Annotated in this window: 19 protein-coding genes; 12 read left to right on the top strand and 7 right to left on the bottom strand. The window is 71.7% G+C overall.

Annotation, left to right across the window (positions count from 1 at the left end; genetic code table 11):
- Positions 1–47: 47 nt before the first annotated feature.
- Together HNR70_RS12875 and HNR70_RS12870 are read left to right on the top strand one after the other, a co-directional pair.
- Complete coding sequence (locus HNR70_RS12875) at positions 48–1,793, top strand: pyruvate dehydrogenase (RefSeq protein WP_184326008.1); 1,746 nt, start codon at positions 48–50, stop codon at positions 1,791–1,793.
- A 240-nt stretch (positions 1,794–2,033) separates the two neighbouring features.
- Positions 2,034–2,735 (top strand): hypothetical protein, encoded by a 702-nt coding sequence (locus HNR70_RS12870; protein ID WP_184326007.1) that lies wholly within the window; start codon positions 2,034–2,036, stop codon positions 2,733–2,735.
- A 25-nt stretch (positions 2,736–2,760) separates the two neighbouring features.
- Here the strand turns inward: HNR70_RS12870 and HNR70_RS12865 are convergent, their stop codons facing one another.
- Positions 2,761–3,867, bottom strand: a complete 1,107-nt coding sequence (locus HNR70_RS12865) for a TlpA family protein disulfide reductase (RefSeq protein ID WP_184326006.1) — start codon at positions 3,865–3,867, stop codon at positions 2,761–2,763.
- Positions 3,868–3,993: 126 nt separating this feature from the next.
- Between HNR70_RS12865 and HNR70_RS12860 the strand changes: the two genes are divergently transcribed.
- The 6 genes from HNR70_RS12860 (at position 3,994) to HNR70_RS12835 (ending at position 13,107) form a co-directional block, all read left to right on the top strand.
- Positions 3,994–5,457 carry an aldehyde dehydrogenase family protein gene (locus tag HNR70_RS12860; RefSeq protein ID WP_184326005.1) on the top strand — a complete coding sequence of 488 codons (1,464 nt, stop codon included), beginning with the start codon at positions 3,994–3,996 and terminating at the stop codon, positions 5,455–5,457.
- Positions 5,458–5,753: 296 nt separating this feature from the next.
- A complete protein-coding gene (locus tag HNR70_RS12855) occupies positions 5,754–7,010 on the top strand; it encodes a M48 family metallopeptidase (RefSeq protein WP_184326004.1) in 1,257 nt (418 codons plus the stop codon).
- Positions 7,011–7,123: 113 nt separating this feature from the next.
- Positions 7,124–8,554: an MFS transporter gene (locus HNR70_RS12850; protein WP_184326003.1), complete on the top strand. Its 1,431-nt coding sequence runs from the start codon at positions 7,124–7,126 to the stop codon at positions 8,552–8,554.
- A gap of 626 nt (positions 8,555–9,180) precedes the next feature.
- Positions 9,181–9,945, top strand: coding sequence for a transglycosylase family protein (locus HNR70_RS16280; protein ID WP_184326002.1), 765 nt, complete (start codon positions 9,181–9,183; stop codon positions 9,943–9,945).
- A 384-nt stretch (positions 9,946–10,329) separates the two neighbouring features.
- On the top strand, positions 10,330–11,592 hold the full coding sequence (locus tag HNR70_RS12840; RefSeq protein ID WP_184326001.1) for a lipid II:glycine glycyltransferase FemX: 1,263 nt from the start codon (positions 10,330–10,332) through the stop codon (positions 11,590–11,592).
- Positions 11,593–11,832: 240 nt separating this feature from the next.
- A complete protein-coding gene (locus HNR70_RS12835) occupies positions 11,833–13,107 on the top strand; it encodes a type III PLP-dependent enzyme domain-containing protein (RefSeq protein WP_246375221.1) in 1,275 nt (424 codons plus the stop codon).
- Here the strand turns inward: HNR70_RS12835 and HNR70_RS12830 are convergent.
- Positions 13,082–14,110 carry an ATP-grasp domain-containing protein gene (locus HNR70_RS12830; RefSeq protein ID WP_184326000.1) on the bottom strand — a complete coding sequence of 343 codons (1,029 nt, stop codon included), beginning with the start codon at positions 14,108–14,110 and terminating at the stop codon, positions 13,082–13,084. The two genes, HNR70_RS12835 and HNR70_RS12830, sit on opposite strands and share 26 nt — an antisense overlap.
- Before the next feature lie 388 nt (positions 14,111–14,498).
- Here HNR70_RS12830 and HNR70_RS12825 point away from each other — a divergent pair, with 388 nt between their 5' ends.
- From HNR70_RS12825 to HNR70_RS12810, 4 genes are all read left to right on the top strand, one after another.
- The gene (locus HNR70_RS12825; RefSeq protein ID WP_184325999.1) at positions 14,499–16,472 is read left to right on the top strand and encodes a nucleoside-diphosphate sugar epimerase/dehydratase; all 1,974 of its coding nucleotides are present in this window, start codon (positions 14,499–14,501) and stop codon (positions 16,470–16,472) included.
- Between the two features lie 3 nt (positions 16,473–16,475).
- Entirely contained in the window at positions 16,476–17,636 is a 1,161-nt protein-coding gene (locus HNR70_RS12820) for a DegT/DnrJ/EryC1/StrS family aminotransferase (protein WP_184325998.1), read from the top strand.
- A 56-nt stretch (positions 17,637–17,692) separates the two neighbouring features.
- The gene (locus HNR70_RS15615) at positions 17,693–18,835 is read left to right on the top strand and encodes a sugar transferase (RefSeq protein ID WP_312857666.1); all 1,143 of its coding nucleotides are present in this window, start codon (positions 17,693–17,695) and stop codon (positions 18,833–18,835) included.
- A gap of 158 nt (positions 18,836–18,993) precedes the next feature.
- Positions 18,994–20,103 carry an ATP-grasp domain-containing protein gene (locus HNR70_RS12810; RefSeq protein ID WP_184325997.1) on the top strand — a complete coding sequence of 370 codons (1,110 nt, stop codon included), beginning with the start codon at positions 18,994–18,996 and terminating at the stop codon, positions 20,101–20,103.
- Here the strand turns inward: HNR70_RS12810 and HNR70_RS12805 are convergent.
- Genes HNR70_RS12805 through HNR70_RS12785 form a run of 5 tightly spaced genes read right to left on the bottom strand, consistent with a single transcriptional unit; the run spans position 20,045 to position 26,458 of the window.
- A complete protein-coding gene (locus HNR70_RS12805) occupies positions 20,045–21,400 on the bottom strand; it encodes a glycosyltransferase family 4 protein (RefSeq protein ID WP_184325996.1) in 1,356 nt (451 codons plus the stop codon). The genes HNR70_RS12810 and HNR70_RS12805 overlap by 59 nt on opposite strands.
- A 5-nt stretch (positions 21,401–21,405) precedes the next feature.
- Positions 21,406–22,722, bottom strand: a complete 1,317-nt coding sequence (locus HNR70_RS12800; RefSeq protein WP_184325995.1) for a lipopolysaccharide biosynthesis protein — start codon at positions 22,720–22,722, stop codon at positions 21,406–21,408.
- A 3-nt stretch (positions 22,723–22,725) separates the two neighbouring features.
- The gene (locus HNR70_RS12795; protein WP_184325994.1) at positions 22,726–24,207 is read right to left on the bottom strand and encodes a hypothetical protein; all 1,482 of its coding nucleotides are present in this window, start codon (positions 24,205–24,207) and stop codon (positions 22,726–22,728) included.
- Positions 24,204–24,812, bottom strand: a complete 609-nt coding sequence (locus HNR70_RS12790) for an arsenate reductase/protein-tyrosine-phosphatase family protein (RefSeq protein ID WP_184325993.1) — start codon at positions 24,810–24,812, stop codon at positions 24,204–24,206. Before HNR70_RS12790 ends, HNR70_RS12795 begins: the two co-directional genes overlap by 4 nt.
- The gene (locus tag HNR70_RS12785) at positions 24,809–26,458 is read right to left on the bottom strand and encodes a tyrosine-protein kinase domain-containing protein (protein ID WP_184325992.1); all 1,650 of its coding nucleotides are present in this window, start codon (positions 26,456–26,458) and stop codon (positions 24,809–24,811) included. Before HNR70_RS12785 ends, HNR70_RS12790 begins: the two co-directional genes overlap by 4 nt.
- Positions 26,459–26,507 lie beyond the last annotated feature (49 nt).

Below are 26,507 nucleotides of genomic sequence, written 5' to 3'. Positions count from 1 at the left end.
CGCCGCGCTCGCGCCGTGCCCATGAACCCGCTCCCAGGAGGCACCAGATGGCCCGCACCAGCTTCGCCCAGCTCCTCGTCACCCAGCTCCGCGACCTCGGCGTCCAGCGGATCTACGGCGTGGTGGGGGACTCCCTGAACCCCGTCGTCGACGCCGTGCGCACCACCGATGGCATCGAGTGGGTCCACGTGCGCAACGAGGAGGCCGGCGCCTTCGCCGCCGGCGCCGAAGCACGGCTGACCGGCAGGCTCGCGGTGTGTGCGGGTTCTTGCGGGCCGGGCAACACCCACCTCGTCCAGGGCCTGTACGACGCCCACCGCGACGGCGCCCCCGTGCTCGCCATCGCCTCCCACATCCCCTCCGGCAAGATCGGCACCGGCTTCTTCCAGGAGACCCACCCCGAGGCCCTGTTCCAGGAGTGCTCCCACTTCTGCGAGATGGTCAACTCCGGCACCCACGGCGCCCGGATGCTGCACATCGCCATCCAGACCGCCATCGCCGAGCGCGGCGTCTCCGTGCTGGTCCTGCCCGGCGACGTCGCCGACGACGAGGTCGACGGGCCGCTGACCCGCGACCTCGCCACCGAGCTCGGCGCAATCCAGCCCGCCCCCGGGCCCGTGGGCCGCCTGGCCGAGATGATCGACGAGGCCCGCACCGTCATGCTGTTCGCCGGCGCCGGCGTGCGCGGTGCCCGCGAGGAGGTACTCGCCCTGGCCGACCGGGTGAAGGCCCCCGTCGGCCACGCCTTCGGCGGCAAGGAATGGATCCAGTACGACAACCCCTTCGACGTCGGCATGAGCGGCCTGCTCGGCTACGGCGCGTGCTACGACGCGATGCACGAGGCCGACCTCGTGCTCCTGCTGGGCACCGACTTCCCCTACAGCGAGTTCCTGCCCGATGGCGATGGCACCCCGAGGATCGTTCAGATCGACGCGAACGCCTCCCGCCTGGGTCGCCGCGTCCCGCTGGACCTCGCGGTCCACGGCGACATCGCCCTCACCCTCCAGGCCGTGATGCCGCTGCTGACCGGCACGAAGGACGCGAAGTTCCTCCAGCGCATGCTCAAGCAGCACCACAAGGCGCTCAAGGGCGTCGTCTCGGCGTACACGAAGAACGTCGAGCGGATGACCCCGATCCATCCCGAGTTCGTCGCCGCCACCCTCGACGACCTCGCCGACGACGACGCCGTGTTCACCGTGGACACCGGCATGTGCAACGTGTGGGGCGCCCGCTACATCACCCCCAACGGGAAGCGGCGCGTGTTCGGGTCCTGGCACCACGGCACGATGGCCAATGCGCTCCCACAGGCCATCGGCGCCTCCAAGGCCTACCCGGGTCGCCAGGTGATCTCGATGAGCGGCGACGGCGGTCTCGGCATGCTGATGGGCGAGCTGCTCACCGTGAAGCTGCACCGACTGGACACCAAGATCGTGGTGTTCAACAACTCGAGCCTCGGCATGGTCAAGCTCGAGATGCTCGTCGAGGGACTGCCCGACCACGAGACCGACCACGAGGACGTCGACTACGCCGCGATCGCCAACGCCGTCGGGATCCACGCCGTGCGCATCACCGACCCGAAGAAGCTGAAGAGGCAGCTCGCCGACGCGCTCGCGACCCCTGGCCCCGTCCTTATCGACGTGGTCACTGACCCCGACGCCCTGTCGATGCCTCCGAAGATCACCGCCCAGCAGATCCGCGGCTTCGCCTCCGCCTCGACCAAGGTCGTGCTCGGCGGCGGCGTGGGCAAGATGCTCGACATGGCCGCTGCGAACCTTCGCAACATGCCGCGCTGACCCGCCTCGGCGGTGCGGCCGATCAGTCGCAGGCGATCCGTCGAGTCGGCGGTTCCGCGGCCCTGTGCTGCGGGAGGCTTATGAACCGACCCCCACGACGGCCTGCCCGCGGTGCTCGCGTACCTCCAGGGAAAGGTGGTCGTGGTGGCCCCCGCCGGGGTCGTGCCCGAAGTGCGGAGGGGTCCTGAGTGTAACCGGCGCCGTGTCGACCCGCTGCCGCCCACCATCGACGATCTCGGCGTGACCGCAGTGCTCACCCTCGGTCGGCACCAGGCCGTCGGCGACGCTCTCCACGCCTGGGACCACGCCCGGGGCATCCCCTCGATGGTGCTCCAGGACGACGTGCTCACCCCGCTGTCCGCATCCCCGCCCCCGGACACCACGGTCCTGGCCTGGACCGCGGAGGACGGCGAGGAGCTCCGGAGAGGTCGGGACGACCTCTCCGTGCGAGTGGTCGGCTCGCAGCGGCTGTGGCAGGCGGCGCATGGCACCCCGTCGGTCGTGACCTCACTGGAGGAGACGCCGGTGGTGCTCGGCCAGCTCGCCGTGCCCGAGCTGCCCCGACGGGTGACCCTCGCCGCGGCCCGCGCCGCCGCGACCGGGTCGGGGGCGCTGTACCGGCCCGGCCTCGGGGAGACCGACCGAGTGTCCGTCGCCGTCCATGCACGGCTCTCGAAGCGCGGAGTCGAACTTCAGGACGCGGCCACGTCGATCGAGGAGCAGCGCCGCGGGATCGTCACCGTGCTCTCGGCCGACGTGTTCGAGGCCGCGGTGCGCGGCCTGCCCGCCTGGGTGCACGCCCCGCACGGCCCGTCCTGGATCCTCGCGCAGTGGGAGCGCTACGGGATGCGGCCGCTCGGAGGCGACCCGACCCCGGCGCCTGTGGTCGCGCCCGACGAGCCGGCCCGGCTCATCGCCCAGCTGCTCGAGGGCCGCTCCTGACCCGGCAGGTGTCCTCGTCCGGAGATCAGCCGACGGGCAGGTCGCCGGTCTCCTGCGCCTCCGCGAGCTGCTCCCGGATCTCCTCGACGAACTCGATCACCGCGTCACCGCCGGAGACCGGACCGCCGGCGAGCATCCCGTCGGCGCCAAGGAGGACCGCGGACGGTGAGGCATTCGCGCCGAGTGCGGCGCGGGCCGTGAAGTACGGGTCGTAGAGCGCGCGTCCGGCGGAGAGGTCCGTGGAGCGGGGGGACAGCTCCTCGATCGCGCGGGAGAAGACGTAGTGGATCTCGAGCACCCCGCCGAGATCCCGGAGCCACTCCTCCGAATGGCCGAGCACCCGGACGCACGGACCGCATCCCTCCGTGACGAACAGGAGGAGCACCGCACGGCTGCGGGCGAGCTGGTGGAGGGTGACGAGCGAGCGGTCGGGCTTCTGCAGGACAGCCCCGGGGATCACGACCCGCTCGTAGTCCAGCATCCCGTCCTCGCCGACGTCCTCGCCGTCGAGCGGGTCCGCGTCTCCGGTGCTCGACACACCCGTCGGCGCCGCATCCGTCGCCGCCCCGCCCGCAACGGCAGCCCGCCCGGTGCCACCGGCATCGGCCGGCACCGCCGGCATCGCCCCACCCAGCGTGCACACCGTCAGCGCGATCGCCGCGAGGAGTGCGATCCCGAGCCCCACGAGCGCGAGCGGGGTCTGCACGAGCGCGGTGGTCATGAGCCCCGTCGCCGCAGAGGCGATGGTGAGCACGCCGAGGATGGTGAGGATGATGTTCCGCCCGAGCGTCGCCTTGGAGACGGTGGGGGAGGCGAGGGTGCCGAAGCAGGAGCACTCCACCTCCTCCTCGAAGGTGAGCGCCCGGCCGATGATCACCAGGTACGCGAGCATCAGCGCGGCGACCAGCACGGAGACCATCACCTGCAGCGGCACGGCCGGGAACCACAGCGCCAGGGCGAGGACGATCTCGGCGACCGGCAGCACGGAGGCGATCGAGCGGTGCAGCGGCTCGAAGGGCAGGCGCAGGGAGATCATCGCGTCCTGCGTCGCCTGCCGGGAGCCGAGCTTCGCGAGCCCGGAGACGAGCAGCGTGATCGACAGCAGGATCGGTGCGGCGAGCAGCACGGCCATGCGGGAAACCCCTCCTCGCGTCGGCCCGGACCTCGGGGCGACGTCACCGTCCATTGTCCGCCATCGAGGCACCCTCCGGACCGACCGTCCGGACAGTCCGCAGGCCCGGGACCTACCCTTGCCCGCATGGCCACCGACGCCCCCGCCACCGCACAGTCCGACGCCACCCAGCCCGCCGCCGCCCACCCCGACGTCGACCCCACGACCCGCGAGCGGATCCTCGCCGACGTCGCCGCGCTGCGCGCCTCCTTCGACGCCGGCACCACCCGTCCGCTCCAGGCGCGCCTCGACCAGCTGGACGCCCTTGCCCGCGGTGTGCGCGCCGAGCGCAGCCGGCTCGTCGCCGCACTCGCCGAGGACCTCGGCAAGTCCCGCACCGAGTCCGCGATCACCGAGCTCGGCGTGGTCACCGCGGAGATCGCGCACATGCGCCGGAACCTCCGCGGGTGGCTGCGCCCGCAGAGCTTCGATCCCGGTGCCCTGCTCGCCCCGGCGCGCGGGCAGATCCGCCGCGAACCGCTCGGGACCACGCTGATCATCGCGCCGTGGAACTACCCCGTGAACCTCGCGCTCGCCCCGCTGATCGGCGTGATCGCGGGCGGGAACACCGCGCTGCTGAAGCCCAGCGAGGTCGCCCCGGCCACCTCCGCCGCGCTCGCGCACCTCGTGCGCACCCACCTCGACCCCGCCTGGGTGCGGGTGGTGGAGGGCGGGGTCCCCGAGACCACGCTGCTGCTCGAGCAGCGCTTCGACCTGATCCTCTACACCGGCAACGGGACCGTGGGCCGGATCGTGTCCCGCGCCGCCGCCGAGCATCTCACCCCGGTCGTCCTCGAGCTCGGCGGGAAGTCGCCCGTGTTCGTGGACGAGGGCACGGACCTCGCCGCCGCCGCGCGCCGCATCGTGTGGGGCAAGTTCACCAACACCGGCCAGACCTGCATCGCGCCCGACCACCTCATGGCCACCCCGCGCACCCTCACCGCGCTCGTCCCGCACCTGCGCCGCGAGACCCTCGCCCTGTACGGCCGGGACCCCAGGCGCTCCGCCGACTACGGCCGGATGGTCAGCGAGAAACAGTTCGACCGGGTGCTCGGCCTCATCGACGACGACAAGGCCGTCCTCGGCGGCACCGCCACGGCCGACCGCTCAGCCCGCTACCTCCCGCCCACGATCCTCGACCGCGTTGACTGGGACGACCCGGTGATGGGGGAGGAGATCTTCGGCCCCGTCCTGCCGCTGCTGGCCGTGGACGGCCCGGACGAGGCGATCGCCCGCATCCGCGCCGGGGAGAAGCCGCTGACCGCCTACGTGTTCACCCCCCGCCGCGAGATCGAGGAGCGCTTCGCCGAGGAGACCTCGTCCGGCTCCCTCGCGCTCGGGCTCACCCTCGCGCACGTCGGCACCCCGGCCATGCCCTTCGGCGGGGTGGGGGAGTCCGGCACCGGCGCGTACCACGGCCGGGCGAGCCTGGAGACGTTCACCCATGCCAAGCCCGTGGTCCGCAAGCCCCTCCACCCGGACACGCTGCGGCTGGTGATGCCGCCCTACCGGCCGTGGAAGAAGGCGCTGCTGGGCCGGCTGTTCCGCTAGCCCCGTCGGCCGCCCGGGGCCGCGCCCCGGCGCTCGGGCGCGCGCTCGGAGCCAGCCCCCGTCGGCCGACGGGCTCCCGACGCCCGCCCCCGTCGGCCGCCCGGCCGACCCGCGCCCTGCCCGCCTGGCGACGAAGGTCCCACCCGTCCCCTCCGGAGGTCCACGACCCTCCCGTCGGAGGTCGAGTCCCCTCTCCTCGCAGGCTCCGCGCAGGAGCAGCGGGTCTACCGTCGTGCCATGGCCCGCAAGGGCCGACGGACCCGGCCCCGCACGGCCGCCGGACACGAGGAGCAGTCATGACCCAGTCACCGCCCACCGCACCGCCGCCGCCCGGCCCGTACCCTGGCCCGGTCCCCTCCGGCCCCACCCCGCCCGCGCAGGGCCGGCCCGCGGGCCCGAACTTGATCAACGGCGCGACCGTCCACGGGATCATGGGTCGGCGCCGCATCCGCCACCCGTGGGAGCTGCCGCTGCTCACCGTGGCCGTCGTGATCTCGATCTTCCTGTACCTCGCCTGGATCGGCTCGCTGGTGGGCCTCGCCTACCTGTACACCGACCAGGGCGAGGAGGCGGTGACGAAGGTGTGGGAGTACATCGGCTGGGCGCCGATCGTCGGCCAGCTCGCGCTGATCATCCCGCTGCTGCCGCTGATCATCTGGTGGGTCCGCGCGATCATGTACGCCCAGCTGCGCGCCACCAGCGTGCGCATGAGCCCCACCCAGTTCCCCGAGGGCTACCGCATGGTGGTCGAGGCGGCCGAGCAGTTCGGGCTGCGCAAGGTCCCCGACGCCTACGTCACCATGGGCAACGGCGTGATCAACGCCTTCGCCTCCGGCCACGGGTTCCGCCGCTTCGTGGTCGTGAACTCGGACCTGTTCGAGATCGGCGGCGCGAGCCGCGACCGGGAGGCGCTGCGCTTCGTGATCGCCCACGAAGTGGGCCACCTCGCCGCCGGCCACGTCTCCTACTTCCGCCTCGTCTTCGCGAACCTCATCAGCCTCTTCCCGATCCTGGGCCCGGCCTACTCCCGCGCCCAGGAGTACACCGCGGACAACTACGGCTACGCCGCCGCCCCCGCCGGCGCGCCCGGCACCATGGCGCTGCTCTCCGGCGGCAAGTACCTGAACGCCGAGGTCAACGTCCACGAGCTCGCCGACCGCGCCGCCACCGACCCCAGCTTCTTCATCCACTGGGTGAACTGGGGCTCCTCCCACCCGGTGACCACCTGGCGCGCCCACGCCCTGCGCGACCGCTCCAAGCCCGGCGCGCTGTGGATCCGCCCCAGGGGTCATCTGTTCGCCTCGCCCCTGCCGCCCGGGCACGTGTGGTCCTCGAAGTTCCCCACCCCCGCCGAGGCGCGGGCCATGCTCGATGCGGCCGACGGGATCCGCCCGCCCGGGTACGCGGAGCAGTTCGGCCGCTTCACCGGCATGGCCTACCCTGGCCGTCCCTCGCTGCGGGAGGTCCAGACCGCCGCGCCGCTGCTCAGCGACCGCACCGGCTACGTCATCCCGCCCGGCCCCTACGCCGACGACGCCCGCGGGGCGAAGTGAGGCGCCGACGCTGACTGAGCCGTGCTGACCGGGAGGGCGCGGGGGAGGGGCGGTGGTGCGCCCCACGCCCCCGCGCCCTCCCGAAACCTGCACTGAGTGCATAAGGTGGCGGGGTGATCCCCGACCCCAGCGCGCCGACCCCGCCGGTGCGGCGCAAGCTCCTGCTCGCCGTCCTCCTCGCCCCCCTTTTCATGGCGCTCATCGCCGTGAGCGTCATCAACGTCGCCCTCACGGCGATCGGCGAGGGACTGCACGCGGACACCGGGTCGCTGCAGTGGGTCATCTCCGGCTACGCCCTGTCCTTCGCGATCCTGCTCGTCCCCGCCGGGCGCGCGGGCGATGCGACCGGGCGTCGGCGCATGTTCGTCTCCGGCGTCGCGGTGTTCACCCTCGGCTCGCTGCTCTCGGGCTTCGCCCCGAACGTGGAGCTGCTGAACCTCTCCCGCATCCTCCAGGGCATCGGCTCGGGCCTGCTGAACCCGCAGACGGTCGCGCTGATCCAGCAGCACTTCCGCGGCCAGGACCGCGCCCGCGCCTTCGCGCTGCTCGCCACTACGGTCGCGGTCGCCACCGCCATCGGCCCCGTCGTCGGCGGCCTGCTCATCCAGCTGCTCGGCCCGAACTGGGGCTGGCGCTGGATGTTCCTCATGAACGTCCCGATCGGCCTCGCCGCTATCGCCGGCACCTTCAAGTTCATCCCCGACGACCGCATCCGCGGCCGGGAGCGACCCGACCTCGACCCCGTCGGCACCCTCCTGCTGTGCCTGGCGATCCTCGGGATCATGCTGCCCTTCCTCGAGCGGGGCGTGAGCACGCTGGTGTGGCTGTCCTTCCCCATGGGCCTCGTGATCCTGGGCCTGTGGTGGCGGTGGGAGCAGCGCTACAAGTTCCGCGCCCGCACCCCCATGGTCGACACCGCGATCTTCGCCAACAAGGCCTTCCGCAACGGCATCCTCATCGTCTCGGTGTACTTCCTCGGCGCCACCAGCGTGTGGATCATCGTGCCGCTGTTCCTGCAGATGCACCTCGGCCACACCGCCTTCGAGGCCTCGCTGCTGGGCCTGCCCTCCTCGATCGCCGCCGCGATCAGCTCCCAGATCGCCGGCCGCTACGTCCTCACCCTCGGGCGGCGCATGGTCATCGCCGGCTTCGGCATCGCGTTCCTGGGCCTGCTCGGCACGACGGTGCTGGCCGGGTTCGTGGAGAGCGGCGCCGTCGCCTTCTGGTGGCTCGCCGCACCGCTGATGCTCATGGGCCTCAGCCAGGGCATGACCATCTCCCCGAACCAGACCCTCACCCTGAACTCCGTGGACCCGCGCTTCGGCGGCGTCGCCGGCGGCATCCTCCAGCTCGGCCAGCGCCTCGGCGCCGCTATCGGCACCGCGATGATCCCCGGCATCATCTTCGCGCTGACCGACGGCGGCACCGCCTGGCTCGAGGCGTTCACCATCGCGCTGGTGATCATCATGGCCCTCACCCTCGCCGCCATGGGCGTCTCCTTCGCCGACCGGGCGCGGGAGAAGGAGGCGCCCGGGGCGCTGTGAGGGGATGCCCTCCGGTCAGGTCCCGGCACTGCGGGGCCGACGGGGCCGGGGGCCGACGGGGCCGGGGGGCCGACGGGGCCGGGGGGCCGACGGGGCCGGGGGGCCGACGGGGCCGGGGGGCCGACGGGGCCGGGGGGCCGACGGGGCCGGGTGGGGACGCGCCGGGCAGACGCAGCGCGTGCAGATCGAGTTCGGTGCCCGGATCGTCCAGGGTCCCCAGGGCCCCGAGTTCGCGGGCTGGACCTTCTCGCGGGTGCTGCCGCCGCGCTGAGCCCCGTGGCGCTGAGCCCGTCGGCCGCCTGTCGCCGGCGCCGGGCGCGCCGCGCCCCGCGCGGAGAGCCCCGTCGGCCGATTTGTACTGAGTAGATCCATCGCTGTCATTCCGAGGTGCGTCATGAGATGACGTTCCTCGGCAAAAAATTCGCCAAAGGGCGGGAATGACTCCGGAGGGGCGCTTTCCGACACCCCTCCGGCGGGGCACCGTTGTTCCGTGCCTCGCGCGGGTGCACGGCCCGGCCCCTCCGGACCGTCCCGAGACCCCGGGATCATCGCGCAGCGGCCGCTTGTTTTCCCCGTCCCGTCGGCCGCCCGTCTCCCCGGGCCAGTCTCTTCCTCAGGAGTTCCCCATGACCGCACCCCGTCGCACCCCCAGCCACCGCGCCGAGGGCTCCGCCCAGTACTTCCGCGGCGTCAAGGTCGCCCCGAAGATCGCGGCCGCCACCGGCGGTGCCGTGATGGTCGCGGGCCTCGGCCTCGCCGGCACCACCACCGCCTCCGCGAACGACTCCGTGTGGGACAAGGTCGCCAAGTGCGAGTCCGGCGGCAACTGGTCCATCAACACCGGCAACGGCTACTACGGCGGCCTCCAGTTCTCGAAGTCGACCTGGAAGGCCTTCGGCGGCACCGCCTACGCCGCGACCGCGAACAAGGCCACCAAGGCCCAGCAGATCGCCGTCGCCAAGCGCACCCTGTACACCCAGGGCCCCGGCGCCTGGCCCACCTGCGGCAAGAAGGCCGGCCTGACCAAGGCCAACGGCGGCGCCGCCAAGAACGCCCAGCCGTCCGGCAGCTCCACCGCCGCGTCCCGCAGCACCACCACCGCGCGCACCTCCCCGGCCACCTCCTCCAAGCTGGTCGTCGACGGCAAGTTCGGCCCCGCCACCACTCGCGCGCTGCAGAAGTGGGTCGGCGTGAAGCAGGACGGCTCGCTCTCCACCTCCGACATCAAGGCGCTCCAGAAGAAGGTCGGCGCCAAGCAGGACGGCAAGATCGGCGCCGAGACCACCCGCAAGCTCCGCGCCCAGATGGGCCTCGGCAACAACGGTGTGTGGAACTTCCGCACCAACTACGCCACCGTCAAGGCGCTGCAGACCTACCTCAACGGCCGCTGAGCCGCCCGGCGCGCTGAGCGCGCGCCCGAGCAGTCCACGAAACGCCGCCCCCTCGTGATCGAGGGGGCGGCGTCGGTCGTCGGTGCCCGACTCGCAGCCGCCCTCCGAGGTCGGCAGGATGTCCCGCTTCCCAAGCCCGCCGACAAGGCGTAGAGTCCCGCATCGCGAACCGGACGAATCCGATATATCGTCCGACGGTTGGGATGTGCTGCGGGGGCGGAGAGCTGCTCTCCCTCTCGCCGTGAAGGTGCCCTGACCGCCCCGAGGCTGTTCGGCTCGTGCACCAGGCCGCCCGGCCGGCGTGAGCGCTTCGAGGCTGGTTCTCGAGGCAGTGGTTCCCTCGCGAGGTGCGAGTCGGCCGCCATTCCAGGAGGGATTTGCACGATGAACGATGGGACGTGCTCCGGCGACGGCGCAGTGCTCACCGAGCCACCCGACGGCGACGACCCACCTGTCGGCACCGGTGCGGGATCGCTGGAGGTGCGGTCGATCTCGGAGGACGAGTTCGCCGAGCACGTCCGCGCCGCCGAGGAGGTCAGTTACCAGCAGACCGCCGAGTGGGCAGAGGCCCGGGGCGGCGCCTGGGAGCATGAGCTGGTGGGATGGTTCGATGCTGTGGGCCGACGCGTCGGGGCCTCCGTCATCCGGTACCAGGCGCTGCCCGTCATCAGGTACCGGATCGCTTACATCCCGTTCGGGCCGGTGATGGACTGGGGGCAGGTCCCGATCGGCGGGGTCCTCGGCAGTCTCCGTCGATACCTCGAGGGGAGGCGGGTGTTCGCCATCCGCATGTACCCGCCGCTCCATCACCGCACCTGGAGGAGCTCCACGGTGCACCGCGCACTCGCCGACAGCTCGCTCCAGCACCTCGCCCATGTGAGGCCTGATGCCATCGATCCCGTCGCGGTGCGCGTGGTCTCCGTGCTGCGCGAGCAGGGCTGGCGCCCGCTCGATGATGACGAGGCGCTCGAGAGCACCCAGCCTCGCTTCACCTTCCGGATCCCCCTCGCAGGGCGCACGGAGGAGGACGTCTTCGCCGGACTCACCAAGGCGTGGCGCAAGAACATCCGCAGTGCGGCGAGGCAGGGGCTGGAGGTCGAGCCGGCATCCCGTGACGAGCTGCGGGAGGTGCATCGCCTGCACGTCGAGACTGCGGAGCGGAGCGGATTCGCGGCACACCCGCTGTCCATCATGGAGTTCCTGTGGGACCGGTCGAACAGCGCCGGTCCGTTCGCCCTCGACGTCGACCTCGGGCGTCACGAGGGGGAGGTGCTGTCCGGGATCATCACCGCGAGCGTCGGACGGGTGGCGTACGCGCTCATCGCCGGCAACAGCGCCCACCGCCGAGAGCTCCGAGCCTCCAACGCCGTCTACTGGGCCCAGATCCGGCGCTCGATCGGCCGGGGTGCGACTGCCTACGACCTCGGCGGCGTGAGGCCCTCGCTCGACGCCGATGACCCTCGGGTGGGGCTGCTGCAGTTCAAGATCGGTCTGGGCGGTGAGGTCAACGAGGGAATCGGCGGCTGGGACCTCCCGCTTCGCCCGGCCCTCTACTCGGCCTTCATGAGGCTGTACCCGCTGCACAGCAGCGCCATCACCGCGTTGGGGAATCGCGTGCGGAGGAGCCGGGCAGGCGGCAGTGCCTGATCCTCGAAGTGGAGGTCCGAAGTGCCGTCCCGCCAGGACTCGTGCGTTGGGAGTGCATGTGCACCGTCGGATGGCCGCCGGAAGTTGCGAAATCTGTCCGTTTTGTCCATTATGAAAGCGGGGCTCCTCTCCCGGAGCAGTGCCGCGAGGCGCCATTGCACTTCCCCTCCCGCGCAGTGACCTCAGTTCTCCTGGTTCCTGACCTGCGGGGCCGCCCGACCCCTGTGTGTGGAGCTCTCCATGATGCACTCTGCCGATGGTGACGAGTCAGCGCCGTCGACCCCCGCTTTCGTCATCGACCGGCACCTTCTGGACGTGCTCGTCTCCAGATTTCGGGAGGCGCTCGATGCCCACTGGCCCGGCGCGATCCTTTCCTACTCCTTCAAGACGAACTCGCTGCCGTGGCTGATCGGCCACATGCGCCGCCAGGGCGTCTGGGCGGAAGTGGTCTCCGACGCCGAGTACGAGCTAGCACTCGCCCTCGGCTACGCCCCGGAGCGCATCGTCTTCAACGGTCCGATCAAGTCCCAGGAGCGGCTCCGGTCCGCCCTCCGGGAGGGGTCCCTCGTGAACCTCGACTCCCGCCGCGAGGTCACCTGGGCTGCGGAGCTCGCCCGGGAGGAGCCCACCCTGTCGCTCGCTGTCGGGGTGCGGGTCAACTGGGACCTGGAAGCGCACTGCCCCGGGGAGAGCACCACGGGGGACGAGGGAAGTCGCTTCGGCTTCAGCGTGGACACCGGCGCCCTCGACCGGGTGATCGAGGAGCTCACCGACTCGGGGGTCCGCCTCGCCGGGCTCCACATGCACCGAAACTCCCTCACGCAGAGCCTGGGCGTGTATCGAGCGGCGGCCACCGTCGCCGCGGATCTCATCGCCACTCGCAGTCTCGATCTCGATTGGGTGGACATCGGCGGAGGATTCTTCGGAAACCTGGAGGGGAGTCCAAGTTTCGATGACTACGTGCGCGTGATCCGCGAGGTTCTCGACCCCGTGGTCGATCCGACGCGCACCCGCCTCGTGGTCGAACCGGGCGGCTCCGTGATCGCCGTGCCCGTCGAGCTCCACGCGGCCGTGCTCGACGTCAAGGATGTCGGCGAGCGGCGACATGTCGTGACGAACGCGAGCCGCACGGACATCGATCCGCTGTTCCGCCGCCGCCGACCTTTCGCCGTGACCACGGACTCGACCTCCGAGCAGCGCCTCCCCGAACAGATCATCGGCGGCTTCACCTGCATGGAGGACGACCGTCTCACCCGCTTGCAGGACGCTCCTGAGCTGGCCGTCGGCGATCGCCTCCGGTTCGAGGCAGTCGGTGCGTACACGATGAGCTACCAGTCCTCGTTCATCGAGTTCCTCCCCGCCGTGTACGTGCGAGATGGGGAGAGGTACACCCTGGTGCGCCGCGCGTGGGGAGTCGAGGACTACCTGCAGGGCAACCGGTGGGACGACGTGGACGATCCGAGCGGGGCGGGCGCCCCGGGTGCAGATCTCACCGGGGCGCAGCGACGACCGTGAACTCCTCCCGCCGCGCCGAGGTGACTCCGACCCGGTAGCGCAGCAGCTCCGGATCGGGCTCGAGCCCCACAGCGGAGCGGATCAGCGCCGCGGGAAGGTCCGCGCCGGCGCGGTGGCAGAACGGGTATCCGCCGCCTAGGCGCGGATTGATATCGATGACCTGCGGCTCCCCGTCGGCGTTGTCCCGCAGATCCACATCGATCGCGGCCGACGGTCGCAGCATCGCGCCGATTTCCCGGATTGCAGCATGGAACGGCTCGGGTGCCACCGTGGTGGCGACGTCCGTGTCACCTCCGCGCATCAGGTCCTTGCGGCGCGCGAGCACACCGAGAAGCTCGCCTCGCCCGTCGACGTCGAACACGCCGTCGACGCCGTACTCGGGGCCCGGGAGAGCCTCCTGCACCACGGTGGCCGCGGGGCCGTCCGCTGCAGGCAGGCCGTCGGCTCCGAGTGCCGTCTGCGCCGATTGCTCGACCGCGTCGGGGAGCGCCTCGGCCTCGACGATCCGCAGCCCTGTCGACCCGCTGCCGAAACGGTGCTTCACGACGAAGCGGTCGCCAGAGCGCGCCGAGGAGCGGATGCGGTCGACCTCGCTTCCCAGCACGGTGCGAGGTGTCGGGATGCCGCGCTCAGCCAGGGCGGTCGCCATCCGGTGCTTGTCCAGCACGATGGGCTGGAGCTCGGCACCCAGGACGGCGACGCGGCAACCCATCGACCGCATCTCCTCAGCGAGGCCGCCCGAGAGGATCTGCAGCTCGTAGTCGTTCAGGGACAGGAAAAGGTCGGGACGCTCGGCTCGGCACCACTCCCGCAGCGCCTCCGGGTACTCGGGGCTGTTGTAGGCCGGGGACGGCACGGCGCGATCGGCGAGTCCGGTGCTCGGGCTGTGCAAGCGGTACTCCATGGCGATGACCTCGCCGCTCAGTGCGGTCCGGCCGAGCGCCTCACGGAACCACTCGACGTAGTGGGCGCGACGCCCGGCCGAGGAGATGACGATCTTCATCAATCCACCCTTGTGCTCGTAGTGGGGGTGCGTTGGCGAGGCGCGACGGTGCCCCTTCGAGGGCGGCCGGTGTCTGGAGAGTGCAGAGAGGGGTGGTGGTGCAATGACACCGAAATGCGATGAAATGTCCGACTTTCCGAGTTTACAGGGCTCGAGGGTCGTCCGGCCGCCCAGGCGGCCTCTTCGGTACCGCCGCATGTCACGAACCTCAGGGTGACCTCATGTTGTGCAGGGAGGCGTCCATGCCCAACCCCCATCAGTCTCCGTCGTCGACTTCACATCTCGGCGGACCCCGCGTAAGGTACAAAACGGCCAACACGGGCAAAATGGACATCTGCGGCGGAGCTGCCGGTCCTGACGACCCGCATCACCTCACAAGGGGGGAGCCGTGTCCATCGACTCACTGCGCACAGTTCTACGTCCCGTCGGCCTGCCCTCGGCGATGCGCGCTCTCGCCGAGGGCGCCACGAGGGGACTGGACCGAGCAGCGCTGCGCGTCCGGGACCTGCACCCGTCGGCCGTCGCGCTCGTCCTCGTCGACGCGATGCTGTGGATCGTCGGGCTCTGGGCCGCCAGCGGGCTCCGGCTCGAGACCCCGGCGCTGTCCCGCGGCCTGACGCTGGGGGAGGGGGCCACGCCCGTGCTGGGCCTGCTCATCTGTGCCGGGATCGGGGTGCTCGCCTACACCGTGCTCGCCCGGTTCCTGCGCCTGCACCAGGGCCGCCACCTCGTGGGCAGCTTCGACGAGATTCGGCCCCTGGCCTCGGTGATCGCGTTCGTCTCCGTGCTCATCGCGGTCGTGAACATCGCCGGTCCCGAGCGCATGCTTCCGGCCACCACGCCCCTGATCGCTGCACCGCTGATCCTGGTCATGGCGCTCGCCGTCCGCTACGGCATGCGCGCCCTCGCCCTGCGCGACCTGCGCACGTCCGGCGGGGGCACAGCCCCCGAGCGGAACCGTCGGGTCCTGATCGTGGGCGCCGGGCGGGTGGGGCGCGACCTCGCCGACTCCATGCGCCGCGACCCCTCTTCGATCTGGGAGCCCGTCGCCTTCCTCGATGACGACTCGCGCAAGCGGTTCCTGCGCCACTCCGGGCTGTCGGTGGTCGGCAGGACCGCCCAGTTCGCCCACGCCGCCGAGAAGCTCCGTGCGGATGTGCTGGTCATCGCGACCACCGTGATCGGTGCCGAGACCATGTCCAGCCTCACCGCCGAGGCGAAGCGGCTCGGAATCGCCGTGAAGATCGTGCCCCCGCTGCGCGAGATGATCGACGGGATCCGGCACACGGATCTGCGCGACGTCCAGACCGAGGACCTCCTGGGCCGCAATCCCATCACCACCGACCTCGGCACCATCGCCACCCTCATCGAGGGCAGGACCGTGCTGGTCACCGGTGCCGGCGGCTCCATCGGCTCGGAGCTGTGCCGACAGATCGCCGAGTTCTCTCCCGCGGAGCTGGTGATGCTGGACCGCGACGAGTCCGCGCTGCACGCCCTGATGCTCACCATGGGCGGGACCGCCGACCTCGGCGACGACAACATGGAGCTCGCCGACATCCGCGACGCGGAGCGGCTGGACGCGGTCTTCGCCCGCCACCGCCCGCACGTGGTCTTCCACGCCGCCGCGCTCAAGCACGTGAACATGCTCGAGAAGTCCCCGGACGAGGCGTTCAAGACCAACGTTCTCGGCACCCACAACGTGCTCGAGGCCGCCGATCACCACGGGGCCGAGCACGTCGTGAACATCTCCACCGACAAGGCCGCCGACCCCCACAACGTCCTCGGCTACAGCAAGCGCATCGCCGAGGGACTCACCGCGCACAAGGGCCTCACCGCCGGCCACGGCACCTGGCTCAGCGTCCGCTTCGGCAACGTGCTGGCCACCCGCGGCTCCGTGATCCACACGTTCATCGCACAGATCAAGAAGGGCGGACCGGTCACCGTCACCGACCCCGAGGTCACCCGCTACTTCATGACCGTCTCCGAGGCGGTGCAGCTGGTGCTCCAGGCCGCCGTGCTGGGCGAGAGCGGCAAGGCGCTCGTGCTGGACATGGGCGAGCCGGTCCCGATCGTGAAGCTCGCACAGCAGCTCATCGAGGCATCCGGCAAGGACATCGCGATCGAGTACTCGGGCCTGCGTCCCGGCGAGAAGCTCCACGAGGACCTGTTCGCCCCTGGCGAGGACTCCGCGGTGACCTCCCACCCCCTCATCCGCGGCGTTCCGGTCGTGCCGGTCTCCCGTGTGGAGCTCCCGGCCCCGGCCGACCTCCACGGCGATGCGGAGTACCGCGGCGCCATGACGGCGGTCTGCGGGTCCATGTCCTCCTCCATCCCCTCGCTCCCTACCGCATCGGGGTTCTGAATAATGACCGGCATCCTCCTCTCCGGCCCGGACGTCACCATCGCCGAGCGCGCCGCCGTCGCCGAGGCCTTCGACTCCGGATGGATCGCACCGCTGGGCCCGGCGGTGGACGCCTTCGAGACCGCCATGGCGGCGCGGGTGGGCAGGCGCAGCGCCGTCGCCCTCGCCTCCGGCACCTCGGCCCTCCACCTTGGGCTGCTCGCCTGGGGAGTCGGCCCCGGGGACGTGGTCCCCACTTCCACGATGACCTTCGCCGCCACCGCCAACGCGATCGTCTACACCGGCGCGACCCCGTACTTCATCGACTCCGACCCCGAGACCGGGCAGATGGATCCGGGCCTGCTCGAGCAGGCCCTGTGCACGCTCGAGGCCGAGGGCCGCTCCGTGCCCGCGGTGGTGCCGGTGGACCTGCTGGGCCGCTGCGTGGACTACACCCGCATCATGCAGATCGCCCACGCGCACGGCGCCCGGGTGCTCGCCGACGCCGCCGAGTCCCTCGGTGCGAGCCATGCGGGGATCCCCGCCGGCAAGCACGGCGACGCCGCGATCTTCTCCTTCAACGGCAACAAGGTCATGACCACCTCCGGCGGCGGCATGTACCTCACCGATGACGAGAGCGCCGCCGCCCGGGTGCGCCACCTCGCCACCCAGGCCCGCGAGCCCGTCGCCCACTACGAGCACCGCGACATCGGCTTCAACTACCGCCTGTCGAACCTGCTGGCCGCGATGGGCCTCGCCCAGCTCGCCCGGCTCGACGGGATGCTCGAGCGGCGCCGTGCCCGCCGCGAGGCCTATGCGGCACTCGTCGAGGACGTGCCGGGCGTGGAGGTCTTCCAGCGCGGCGGGGACGAGGAGGACAACTGCTGGCTGACCGCGCTGATCGTCGACCCCTCCGTGGCCGGTCTCGACGCAGGAAGTCTCAGCGCCGTCCTCGCCGGCGCCGGAGTCGAGAGCCGGCCGCTGTGGAAGCCCATGCACCTCCAGCCCGTGTTCGCTGCGATGCCCCACCTCACCAACGGCACCTCGGAGCGGATGTTCCGCATCGGCCTCACCCTGCCCAGCGGTTCCGCGCTCACCGCGGAGGAATGCGGGCGGGTCGACGATGTGCTGCGCCGCGCCCTCGCCATCCGGCACGCCGTCGCGCCGGTGGTCGGGGCCGTCTGATGGTCGGCTCGGCGGCCGAGTCGGCACAGAGCATGCCGCGGGGTCGTGGCCGGCGCGTGTCCGCCGCGATAGGGCCGGTTCAGCACCGGTACCCGCTGCGCCTGACCACGCAGCAGCGGCGATACCTCGCGCGCAGACGACGCGTCGAAGCCGTGCTGGCGGGGCTCGGACTGGTGGTCATGGCGTTGCCGATGCTGATCATCTCCGGGGGAGTGGCCATGACGATCGGCCGCCCGGTGCTCTTCACCCAGGAGCGCATCACCCAGGACGGGCGCGTGTTCCGGTTGCGCAAGTTCCGCTCGATGCGACTGCCCGTCCCCGGCGCCGAGGAGGACTGGGACCGCCTGGTGCCCTTCGGGCGCCTGCTGCGTGAGACGAGCCTGGACGAGCTCCCGAGCTTGTGGAACATCCTCGTCGGCGACATGAGCTTCGTCGGCCCGCGTCCGCTTCCTACCTTCTACCTGGGACGGTACAGCGCCGACCAGTTCACACGCCACGCCGTCCCCGCCGGTCTCACCGGCTACGCGCAGGCCAACGGCAGGAACGGCATCAGCTGGGAAGAGCGCCTGGCGATGGACCAGGAGTACGTGCGCCGGGTGGGCCTCGCCATGGACCTGCGCATCCTGCGGGACACGGTCTGGACCGTGCTGCGCCGGCACGGGGTGACCGACGAGGGAGGCGTGTCCATGGCGTTGTTCCCGGGGCCGCAGTCCACGGTCGACCTGGACATGAACGGCCCGGACGGGCAGGGGCGATGGCACTGTGCGGACCGCAGAGGGTGCACCGTCCTCGAGGGAGAGCTCCAGGTGGAGGGCGACGTCGCCTGGGTACGTCTCGAGGGCCCGTCGGCCGACGCACACGCGGCTGATGGATCTCCTGCCGATGGACTCACGGCCGACGCCCCCGTGACCGACGAGGGCCCCGCACTCGCGACGCACCCGTCAGAGCCCACACCTCTCGACGAGGCACTCCTCGTCCTCGCGAGCCGCCTGCGCCGCGAGCACGAGGTGGAATGGCTGTTCCTCGATCTGTCCGAGGAGCCGGCGGACGCGCTCGGCGCGGCTCTGGAGCGCGCCGGGTTCGCGGCCCCGGGCACGGGCCCACGTTTTGCCTCGCGCCGACCCCCGCCGCTCGACCTGCGGGAGCCCGTCCCGCGGCTCGTCGCCTTCGCCGGCCCGCCTGAAGGGCAGCAATGCTGATCCCCAGGTCTCCCCTCCCTCGTGCGGGATCAGATCGAGCGCGGACCGAGGGATGCGCTGTGGCGCGTGGTGCGCAGACCCGAATGCGACCGCGGGGACACGCGCGGCGGACCCGCGGATGATGGGCACGTCAGGCCGACACCGACGATGGAGGACACATGACCGACGGGACCGCAGCGGGGAGCGACATCCCCACCGTCGTGATCGGCTCCGCCGGTCGGCGGCTCTACCTCGTGGACTGGTTCCGTGATGCCTTCGCCTCCCTCGGCATGCAGGGCAGGGTGGTGGTGACCGAGAACGACCCCTCCAGCGCCGCCGCCGGGTACGGGGACCTGGGCCGGCTCATGCCCCGCTACACCGACCCCGACTACGGCCCCGCCCTGCTCGACCTCGTCGACGAGCTGCGCCCGGCCCTGTTCCTCTCCGTGAACGACTACGAGCTCATGCACCTCCACGTCGACACCGACCTCGGCACGCAGATGCGCTCCCGCGGCGTCCTCGTGCCCGGGGTGTCCAGGGCCTGGCAGAGCGCGAGCGCGGACAAGCTCATGATGGCCACCGCGCTCGAGCGCATCGGGGTGGGCACCCCCGAGACCGTCACCGGTGACGACGCCGGGGGGATCGCACGGCTGGCCGCACGCTCCGAGCAGCTGGTGGTCAAGCACCGGCTGGGCAGCGGCTCCTCCGGGCTCGCCCTCGTCCCCGCCGCCCGGGTCGACGAGGCGCTCGCCGCTGCCGTCGCCGGTGCGCCGCGCCGTGAGGACCGGCCGCCCAGCGGACAGGACGTGGTGGTCCAGCCGCGCCTGCGCGGGATCGAGCATGGCGTCGACATCGTCGGCGACCTGCATGCGCCGGGCGACCTGCGCGCCGTCCTCGCCCGCCGCAAGGAGCGCATGCGCGCCGGCGAGACCGACAAGGCGATGACCGTGCCGCCCGAGCCGTTCGTCGGGGCGGCCACCGCGATCGCTCGCGCCGCCGAGCTCTCCGGCCTCATCGACGTGGACATGTTCCTCGACGAGGCGGCCGACGGGGGGCGGGTGTGCGTCATCGACATCAACCCGCGCTTCGGCGGCGGCTACCCGTTCGTGCACCTCGCCGGTGCGGACGTGCCCCGATACTGCGTCGCCGCAGCCTTCGCCCGGCCGCTGGACGGGGGGTGGCGGGACTACGAGATCGGAGCCGTGAGCGCCAAGTACGAGAGCGTTCGCCTCACTGCTCGGGAAGGGTCTGCAGCGCCGGCGTGTTCCGGCGGCCGCGCGGTGCGGTGAGCCGGGACGTGCTGCCGCGCGGGACCCGGCTGCGGGCGAGCGCGCTCAGCTCGTCCACCATTCGCTCGTAGGTCACCGAGCGGTCGAACAGCTCCTCCGCCATGCGTCGGCTGCCCAGCCCCTTGCGTCGGCGCAGGGACGGGTCGTCGATCAGGGTGCGGAACGCCGCGGCCATGTCCTGCGCATCGCCCGTCGCGCAGGAGATCCCGGCACCGTAGCGCTCGAGCAGCTCGCGGTACTCGGCGGACTCCTGCGAGTTCACGACCGGAAGTCCGGCCGCCGCATAGTCGCCGGCCTTGTTCAGCACACTGCCTGCCGAGTCCGCGACGATCGGGTTCACCGCGATCCGGCACTTCGCGAGGGTGCGCACCATGTCCGGGTAGGGGAGGTTCCCGGTGAAGGTGACGTCCAGGCCCTTGCCCTGTGCGTAGGCCTCGAACTCGGCGCGCAGGGCGCCGTCGCCCATCACCACCAGCGAGGGCGTCGGGCCCGTCGGTCGCTCGCGCGCGAGCAGCGCGAGGGCGTCGATGACGAGCCGTAAGTCGTAGCTCGCGCTCAGGCCGCCCGCGTAGCCGACGGTGGGGAAGGCGCTGCGCTCGTCGGCCGCCGCGACGGCCTGCGCCGCCAGCGGATCCGACCCGGCCGCGCAGCGGTCGAAGTTCCCCAGGTCCGTGCCGAGGTACACCACCGAGGTGCGCGCGGGATCGGCGCCGTGGGCCACCGCCGCCTCGATGAAGGTGTGCGAGACGCCGACGACCCGGTCCGCGCGGCGGTACCCGTCGGCGCTGTGGCGGTTCATCGACGAGAACAGCAGGTCGATCACGGGCGCGGGCAGTACGGAGACCATGGAGAACGCCTCGGGCCAGATGTCCTGCACGTCGACCACGAAGGCGGCCCCGATCCGCTTCGCATAGGCGCCGGCGACGTCCGCCACCGCAGGCGGCGGCGTGGCCGCCAGGACCAGGTCCGGCACCGGATCGATCGTGACCAGGTGCTTGCCCACGGCGTCGGCGAAGGCGGCCTGGCTGCGCAGGCGGGCGAAGGAGACGTTCTTCGCGTACCCGGGCTCGCGCACGTGAGTGATCGTGTACCCGGTCCCGCCGGGCACCGCCCGGCGCATCGTCTTGGTGCTGTGGGAGAACTGCGAGGTCACGAGCTCCACGTCCGCGCCTCGCTCGGCGAACCGGCAGGCCAGGTCGTTGAACCGGTCGTTGCGCTCGGCAGTGTCGGAGGTGAAGTTGGCGATGATGACGACCCGCAGCGGTGCGTCGACGGGGAGGGGCTGGCGATCGGTCATGCGGCTCACGCTCTCTTGCTGGACGGGTCGGGATCGGGGACGGGCGCAGCCTCAGGGGTGGGTTCCCCTGCGGGGCTGCGTCCGTGCTGGGACGAGAGGCGGATCTGGACGACGTACATTCCGAACAGGACGCCGTTGGCCAGGGCGCTGGCCCAGGCGAAGCCGGTCAGCCCCCACAGGGTGCTGAACAGGGTGATCGCCGCGAGGTAGACCAGGGTGTAGGGCAGGTAGAACCACAGCAGGCGCCGCACGCGCAGGAACCGCTGCAGCAGCGGGGAGAGCAGGGCGACGGCGTTGGAGAACGCGGCCGCGAGCGAGACCGGGGCCAGCAGCGGCACGGCCGCCTCGAAGTGCGTGGGGTACAGCACGAGCAGACCGCCGAGGGCGATCACGAAGCTCCCCGCCCAGCACACCAGCACCAGCGGGGCGGCCAGCAGCAGACCCTGCGCGAACATCTGCCCCTGCCGGGCGGTGTCCATCCGGCCCAGCCGCGCGAGCATCGCATTGCCCATCGGGTTGGTGATCAGGGACAGGCTGCTCGAGAGCGCCGAGGCGCTGTAGTAGATCGCCAGGGCCGTCGCCCCGATCAGCGGCGTGATCGTCAGCCGGTCCAGGTAGGTGACGGCATTGACGAGCAGTGCGATCGTGGCCAGGCCGATGAAGGACCGCGAGGTCGCGGTGAACTCCTCGGTGCGCCGCAGCGTCTCCGCCACCACCCGGTGGCGGGCCCGCACCACGAGCACGGCGATCACGGACAGCGCCTCGGCCAGCAGGAACGGGGTGAAGGCGGTGCCGGTCCACGGGATCAGCAGCAGCCCCACCACGGCGCCCGCGGCGTAGATCGAGTGGACGCGCACCACCCGGCCGAACTTCCCGTCGTACTTGTCCGGCGTGGTCGCGTAGCTGCGCACGATGCCGAGCACCGTGATCGCGGCGTACTGCACTATGAGGTGCCAGGGCACCTGCATGACCACCGCGACGAGGGCCAGCAGCGCGCCGACCACGAGCGTGCTCAGCAGCACCAGGCGCGGGGCGTCCCAGGGCAGGCCCTTGGAGCGGTAGGCCTCGCTCCGGATCAGCGCGACCTTCGACGCCTCGGTGCCGATCACGTTCACCACGATCGTGGACAGGGTGATCAGCAGGATGACCTGCGAGAACCCTGCCGCGTCCGTCATCCGCGAGATCCCCGGGAAGACCAGCAGCTGCTGGATCGCGATGATGATCCCGAAGGCGATCGTGTTCAGGCCGATCTCCTGCAGCGGGGCGCGCAGCCGGGCGAGCGCGGGCCGCGGGGCGTGGGGAGCGGTGCGCGTGGGCGACACGGCTCAGCCCTCCCCGGGGCGGGCGCCGGAGGGGCCGCGCGCGGGCCCCGCGAAGGACACGAAGCGGGGACGGACCAGGCGCGAAGGGAGGTAGAGCGTGAGGAACGCGAGGATCAGCAGCGCGGCGATCCGTCCGTACATGCGCACCACCCAGGTGTGGAAGCCCGACCAGACAAGGTCGCCGACCGCGCCCACGAACGAGGCGACCAGCAGGAACAGCAGCAGCGAGCGGGGCCCGTCGGCCGCCCGCGAGTAGGTGGCCACCGCCCAGTCGTCGAGCTTCGTCAGCAGCAGCGCGAGCAGCGGCACCGCGAGCAGCAGCCCGAGCGGGCCTGCAATCCACCACGCCTCGCCGTAGATGGTGACCACGGTTGAGAACCCGCTGCCGTACAGCTCGGGATCGGTGTACTTCGCGAGCGCATAGCCGTTGGCCTCGGGGATCCAGTCCGGGACGATCCACGCCGGCAGCGCCGCGCGCAGGGGCGAGAGCAGGGACAGGCCGAGGGTGGGATCCACCCCCTCCTCCATCACGTGGATGACTGTGCCGAAGTTCCCGATACCCACGAACATCGAGGACAGTCCCGTGTCGTTGCCGTGCTGCCCGGTCAGGGATACCTCGTAGGCCTTCCGCCACACCCCGAGCGCCAGGAACATCACCGGGGACATCAGCACGCCCAGCGTCTTCAGCCAGCGCCGCCCGTATCGCAGGAAGAACACGTATCCCACCGCCAGCACCAGGGCGATCGCGCGCAGCCGTCCGGTGCCGGAGGTGACCAGGGTGGGGAAGGAGACGAGCGCGGCGAGCACCAGCACCACGTTCAGCGGGCTGCGCAGCCCGCGCGGGCTCATCAGCGAGGCCGTGCACACCAGCAGGATCGCGGCGAACGCGAAGCCGTCCAGGAACTCACCGAGGCGGTCGCCGAGGGAGGTCGTCAGGACCAGGGCGACGACGCCGGCGATCTGGGTGACCCGCGCCGTGCGCCCGTCCAGGAGCACGACGGGGACGGGGGCGGTCCGGTCGGCGCGTAGGCAGAGGGCACCGATGGCGATCTGGGCGAGGGCACTGCCCGTGAGCGCGGTGTTGAGGTAGTCGGAGGGCCGGGGGACGTCGAGGAAGTACGGGTCGGGGATGACCAGCAGTCCGCTGAGGCCCACGATCGCGGCACTCGCCGCCATGAAGAAGCCCGCCATCGTGCTGCGCTGACCGCCGAGGAGGATGAACAGCACCAGGCCGTGGACCAGGGACGTCGTCGCGATGAGCGTGCTGGAGCCGTCCACCGCGCGCACGTCCGTCTGGAACCACAGCCGGGCCGTCAGCACCACCAGGATCGGGAGCCCCGTCAGCAGGATCGGCAGCAGCGTCGCACCCGGGGCGGGCGGAGGGGCGTCCTGGGATGCGGCCTCGGGGCGAGTCGATGCAGGGTGTGTCGACTGGGGGCGTGTCGATCCGGCGCCGGCTGGCCGGGCGAGCTCGGCGGCGCTCACGGCTCGCCCTCGGGACCCGCCTCGGCGACGGTCCCGGCAGCTGGCCTCCGCGCGGCCTCGACGGTGCGGATGATCGCCTGGGCCACGACACCCGCCGCGGCGTGGACCTGCGTGAACGCGCGGGTGTACCCCTCGGCGGGGCCGCCGTAGGGATCGGCGATGTCGAGGTCGCCGGGCCCGCCGAGCACCCGTGTGCGCAGCCTGGCGCAGCGGTGCGCGAACTGGCGCATATCGGCGAAGGTCTCCGCCGGCGACAGCTCGGGCACGATCCGTGCCAGCTCCAGCAGCGTGAAGGTGCGACGCAGCGAGCGGGGCTCCTCACGAGCGGCCCAGCCGCGCATGTCCACGGTCATCGTGAGTACCAGATCGGAGCCCAGGAGCATGGCGGAGTCCAGCCGGCGCGAGACGTGCTCGAGCTCGGTCCCCAGCGCGCTGCGGGTGTACGAGATCGCCTCGGGCGTGGCGGAGGCGCCGGTCGCGGCGTGGGTGCCGGCGCTGGTGACGGTGATCCCGGTCTCGGCCAGCGCGGTGCCGAGGACCGCCTGCGCCACCGGGGAGCGGCAGATGTTGGCGGTGCACAGCGTGAGGATCGAGGGCGGGGTCATGGCCCGTGGTGGCCGGCGCCGGAGGAATGTCGCGGGCCACCGACCTGCAGCTCCTCGGTGTCGCTGAAGTCGTCGGCCCGGCGGCCGGCCGACCCCTCGACCGGGCCCATGGTCGAGGCGTCGGCAGGCCCGCCCGTCGACGTGCCGGGACGTTCGGCCGACGAGGCGTCGGACCCGCGGGGGAACGCGCGGCGACTCCGCCGGCCCCTGGGCGCCGCCACCGCCGCGGCGGCCGCGGCCGGGGGGACCGCGTCCGCCTGGGCGGCGGCGCGGTGCGCAGAGGGCTGCGGGGCGGCGGCGTGCTGGGCGGGGGCGCCGTAGACCTGCGAGTACGTGGAGTGGTCGCTGCGCGGTACGCCGTTCAGCACGATGCCGAGCAGCCGCACCTCGACCATCCGCAGCCTGGCCAGCGCCGCGCTGACCTGGGCACGGCGGGCCACACCGCTGCCCACCACGAAGAGGGTCGCCGGGACGTGCCGCGCGAGCGCGGCTGCATCGGGTGCGGCGGTCAGCGGCGCGGTGTCCAGCAGCACCACGTCGTAGCGGGAGGTGGCCTCGGCGAGCAGAGCCGCCATGGGCTCGCTGTCCAGGAGCTCCCCGGGGTTCGGCGGCATCGGACCGCTCGCGAGGACCGTCAGGCCGTCGAGGTCGAGGGGCTGGACCACGTCCTCGAGCGTCGCGTCGCCGATCAGCACCGTCGTCAGCCCCGCCCCGCCCTCGATGCCGAGGTACTTGTGCACGGAGGGATCGCGCAGGTCCGCATCGATGAGCAGCACCTGCTGCCCGGTCCGGGCGAGCGCCGCGGCCAGGTTGATCGAGGTCATCGACTTCCCCTCGCCCTTCACGGAGGAGGTCACCATCAGCGCGTGGTTGCTGCTCTGCAGCTCGAGGAAGCGCAGGTTGGTGCGCAGCTCTCGATAGGCCTCGCCCTGCAGACCCATCACGTCCAGGTCGGACAGCGAGGACAGCGGCTTGGACGATCGCACCATCGGGACGCTCGCCAACACCGACGCGTCGGTGAGGAGGTGGATGTCGTCGGTCTTGCGCACCTTGTTGTCCAGCAGGTCCCGCAGCAGGGCGACGAGGACCCCGGCCGCCAGCGCGGCCATCAGCCCGAGCGCCGCGTTCTGCAAGGGATCGGGGGAGGCGGGTCGGTTCGCGGGGACGGCGGGGGAGACGATCGTGAGGCTCACGGCCGACGGCGCGTTGGTGCTCTCGAGCTCCTGGACCCGCGCCTGCAGGCTCTCCGCGACCGCGTTTGCGATCCGCGCGGCCTCCGCGGCCGACCCCGCCCGAGCGGTGAGGGTGATCAGAAGCGTCTCCTCGGGCACGTCGGCGGCGAGGTCCTCCGCGAGCTGCTGGGGGGTGACCGTCAGCCCCAGTTCGTCGACCACAGGGCCGAGGACCAGCGGGGTGGCGACGAGGTCCGCGTAGGTACTGATCTGCTGGCGTGCGTAGTCCGCGGCGGTGGAGCGGTCAGCCACCGACGTGCCCGCATCGGTAAGCACGAAGATGCTGGTGGAGGACTCGTAGACGGGCTTCTGGAGCGCGGTGACCCCGGCGGCCGCTCCGAGCACGAGCAGGATGGTGAACAGCATCGAGACCCATCGCTCGCGCAGGATGGTGAGATAACGCTGTGCGGCCATGTGCGTCCGTTCCTTGCGAAGTCTCCGGAAGGCATCGGGCCCTGGGCAG

The organism is Brachybacterium aquaticum, from assembly GCF_014204755.1.
GTDB classification, from domain to species: Bacteria; Actinomycetota; Actinomycetes; order Actinomycetales; family Dermabacteraceae; genus Brachybacterium; species Brachybacterium aquaticum.
This window is presented reverse-complemented; position numbering and strand designations above follow the sequence as displayed.

Bases quoted from the DNA above. Each gene is read 5' to 3' on its own strand.
- HNR70_RS12875 (WP_184326008.1), top strand. From the start codon at position 48: ATGGCCCGCACCAGCTTCGCCCAGCTCCTCGTCACCCAGCTCCGCGAC.
- HNR70_RS12865 (WP_184326006.1), bottom strand. From the start codon at position 3,867: ATGGCCGTGCTGCTCGCCGCACCGATCCTGCTGTCGATCACGCTGCTC.
- HNR70_RS12860 (WP_184326005.1), top strand. From the start codon at position 3,994: ATGGCCACCGACGCCCCCGCCACCGCACAGTCCGACGCCACCCAGCCC.
- HNR70_RS12855 (WP_184326004.1), top strand. From the start codon at position 5,754: ATGACCCAGTCACCGCCCACCGCACCGCCGCCGCCCGGCCCGTACCCT.
- HNR70_RS16280 (WP_184326002.1), top strand. From the start codon at position 9,181: ATGACCGCACCCCGTCGCACCCCCAGCCACCGCGCCGAGGGCTCCGCC.
- HNR70_RS12840 (WP_184326001.1), top strand. From the start codon at position 10,330: ATGAACGATGGGACGTGCTCCGGCGACGGCGCAGTGCTCACCGAGCCA.
- HNR70_RS12835 (WP_246375221.1), top strand. From the start codon at position 11,833: ATGATGCACTCTGCCGATGGTGACGAGTCAGCGCCGTCGACCCCCGCT.
- HNR70_RS12830 (WP_184326000.1), bottom strand. From the start codon at position 14,110: ATGAAGATCGTCATCTCCTCGGCCGGGCGTCGCGCCCACTACGTCGAG.
- HNR70_RS12820 (WP_184325998.1), top strand. From the start codon at position 16,476: ATGACCGGCATCCTCCTCTCCGGCCCGGACGTCACCATCGCCGAGCGC.
- HNR70_RS12810 (WP_184325997.1), top strand. From the start codon at position 18,994: ATGACCGACGGGACCGCAGCGGGGAGCGACATCCCCACCGTCGTGATC.
- HNR70_RS12805 (WP_184325996.1), bottom strand. From the start codon at position 21,400: ATGACCGATCGCCAGCCCCTCCCCGTCGACGCACCGCTGCGGGTCGTC.
- HNR70_RS12790 (WP_184325993.1), bottom strand. From the start codon at position 24,812: ATGACCCCGCCCTCGATCCTCACGCTGTGCACCGCCAACATCTGCCGC.
- HNR70_RS12785 (WP_184325992.1), bottom strand. From the start codon at position 26,458: ATGGCCGCACAGCGTTATCTCACCATCCTGCGCGAGCGATGGGTCTCG.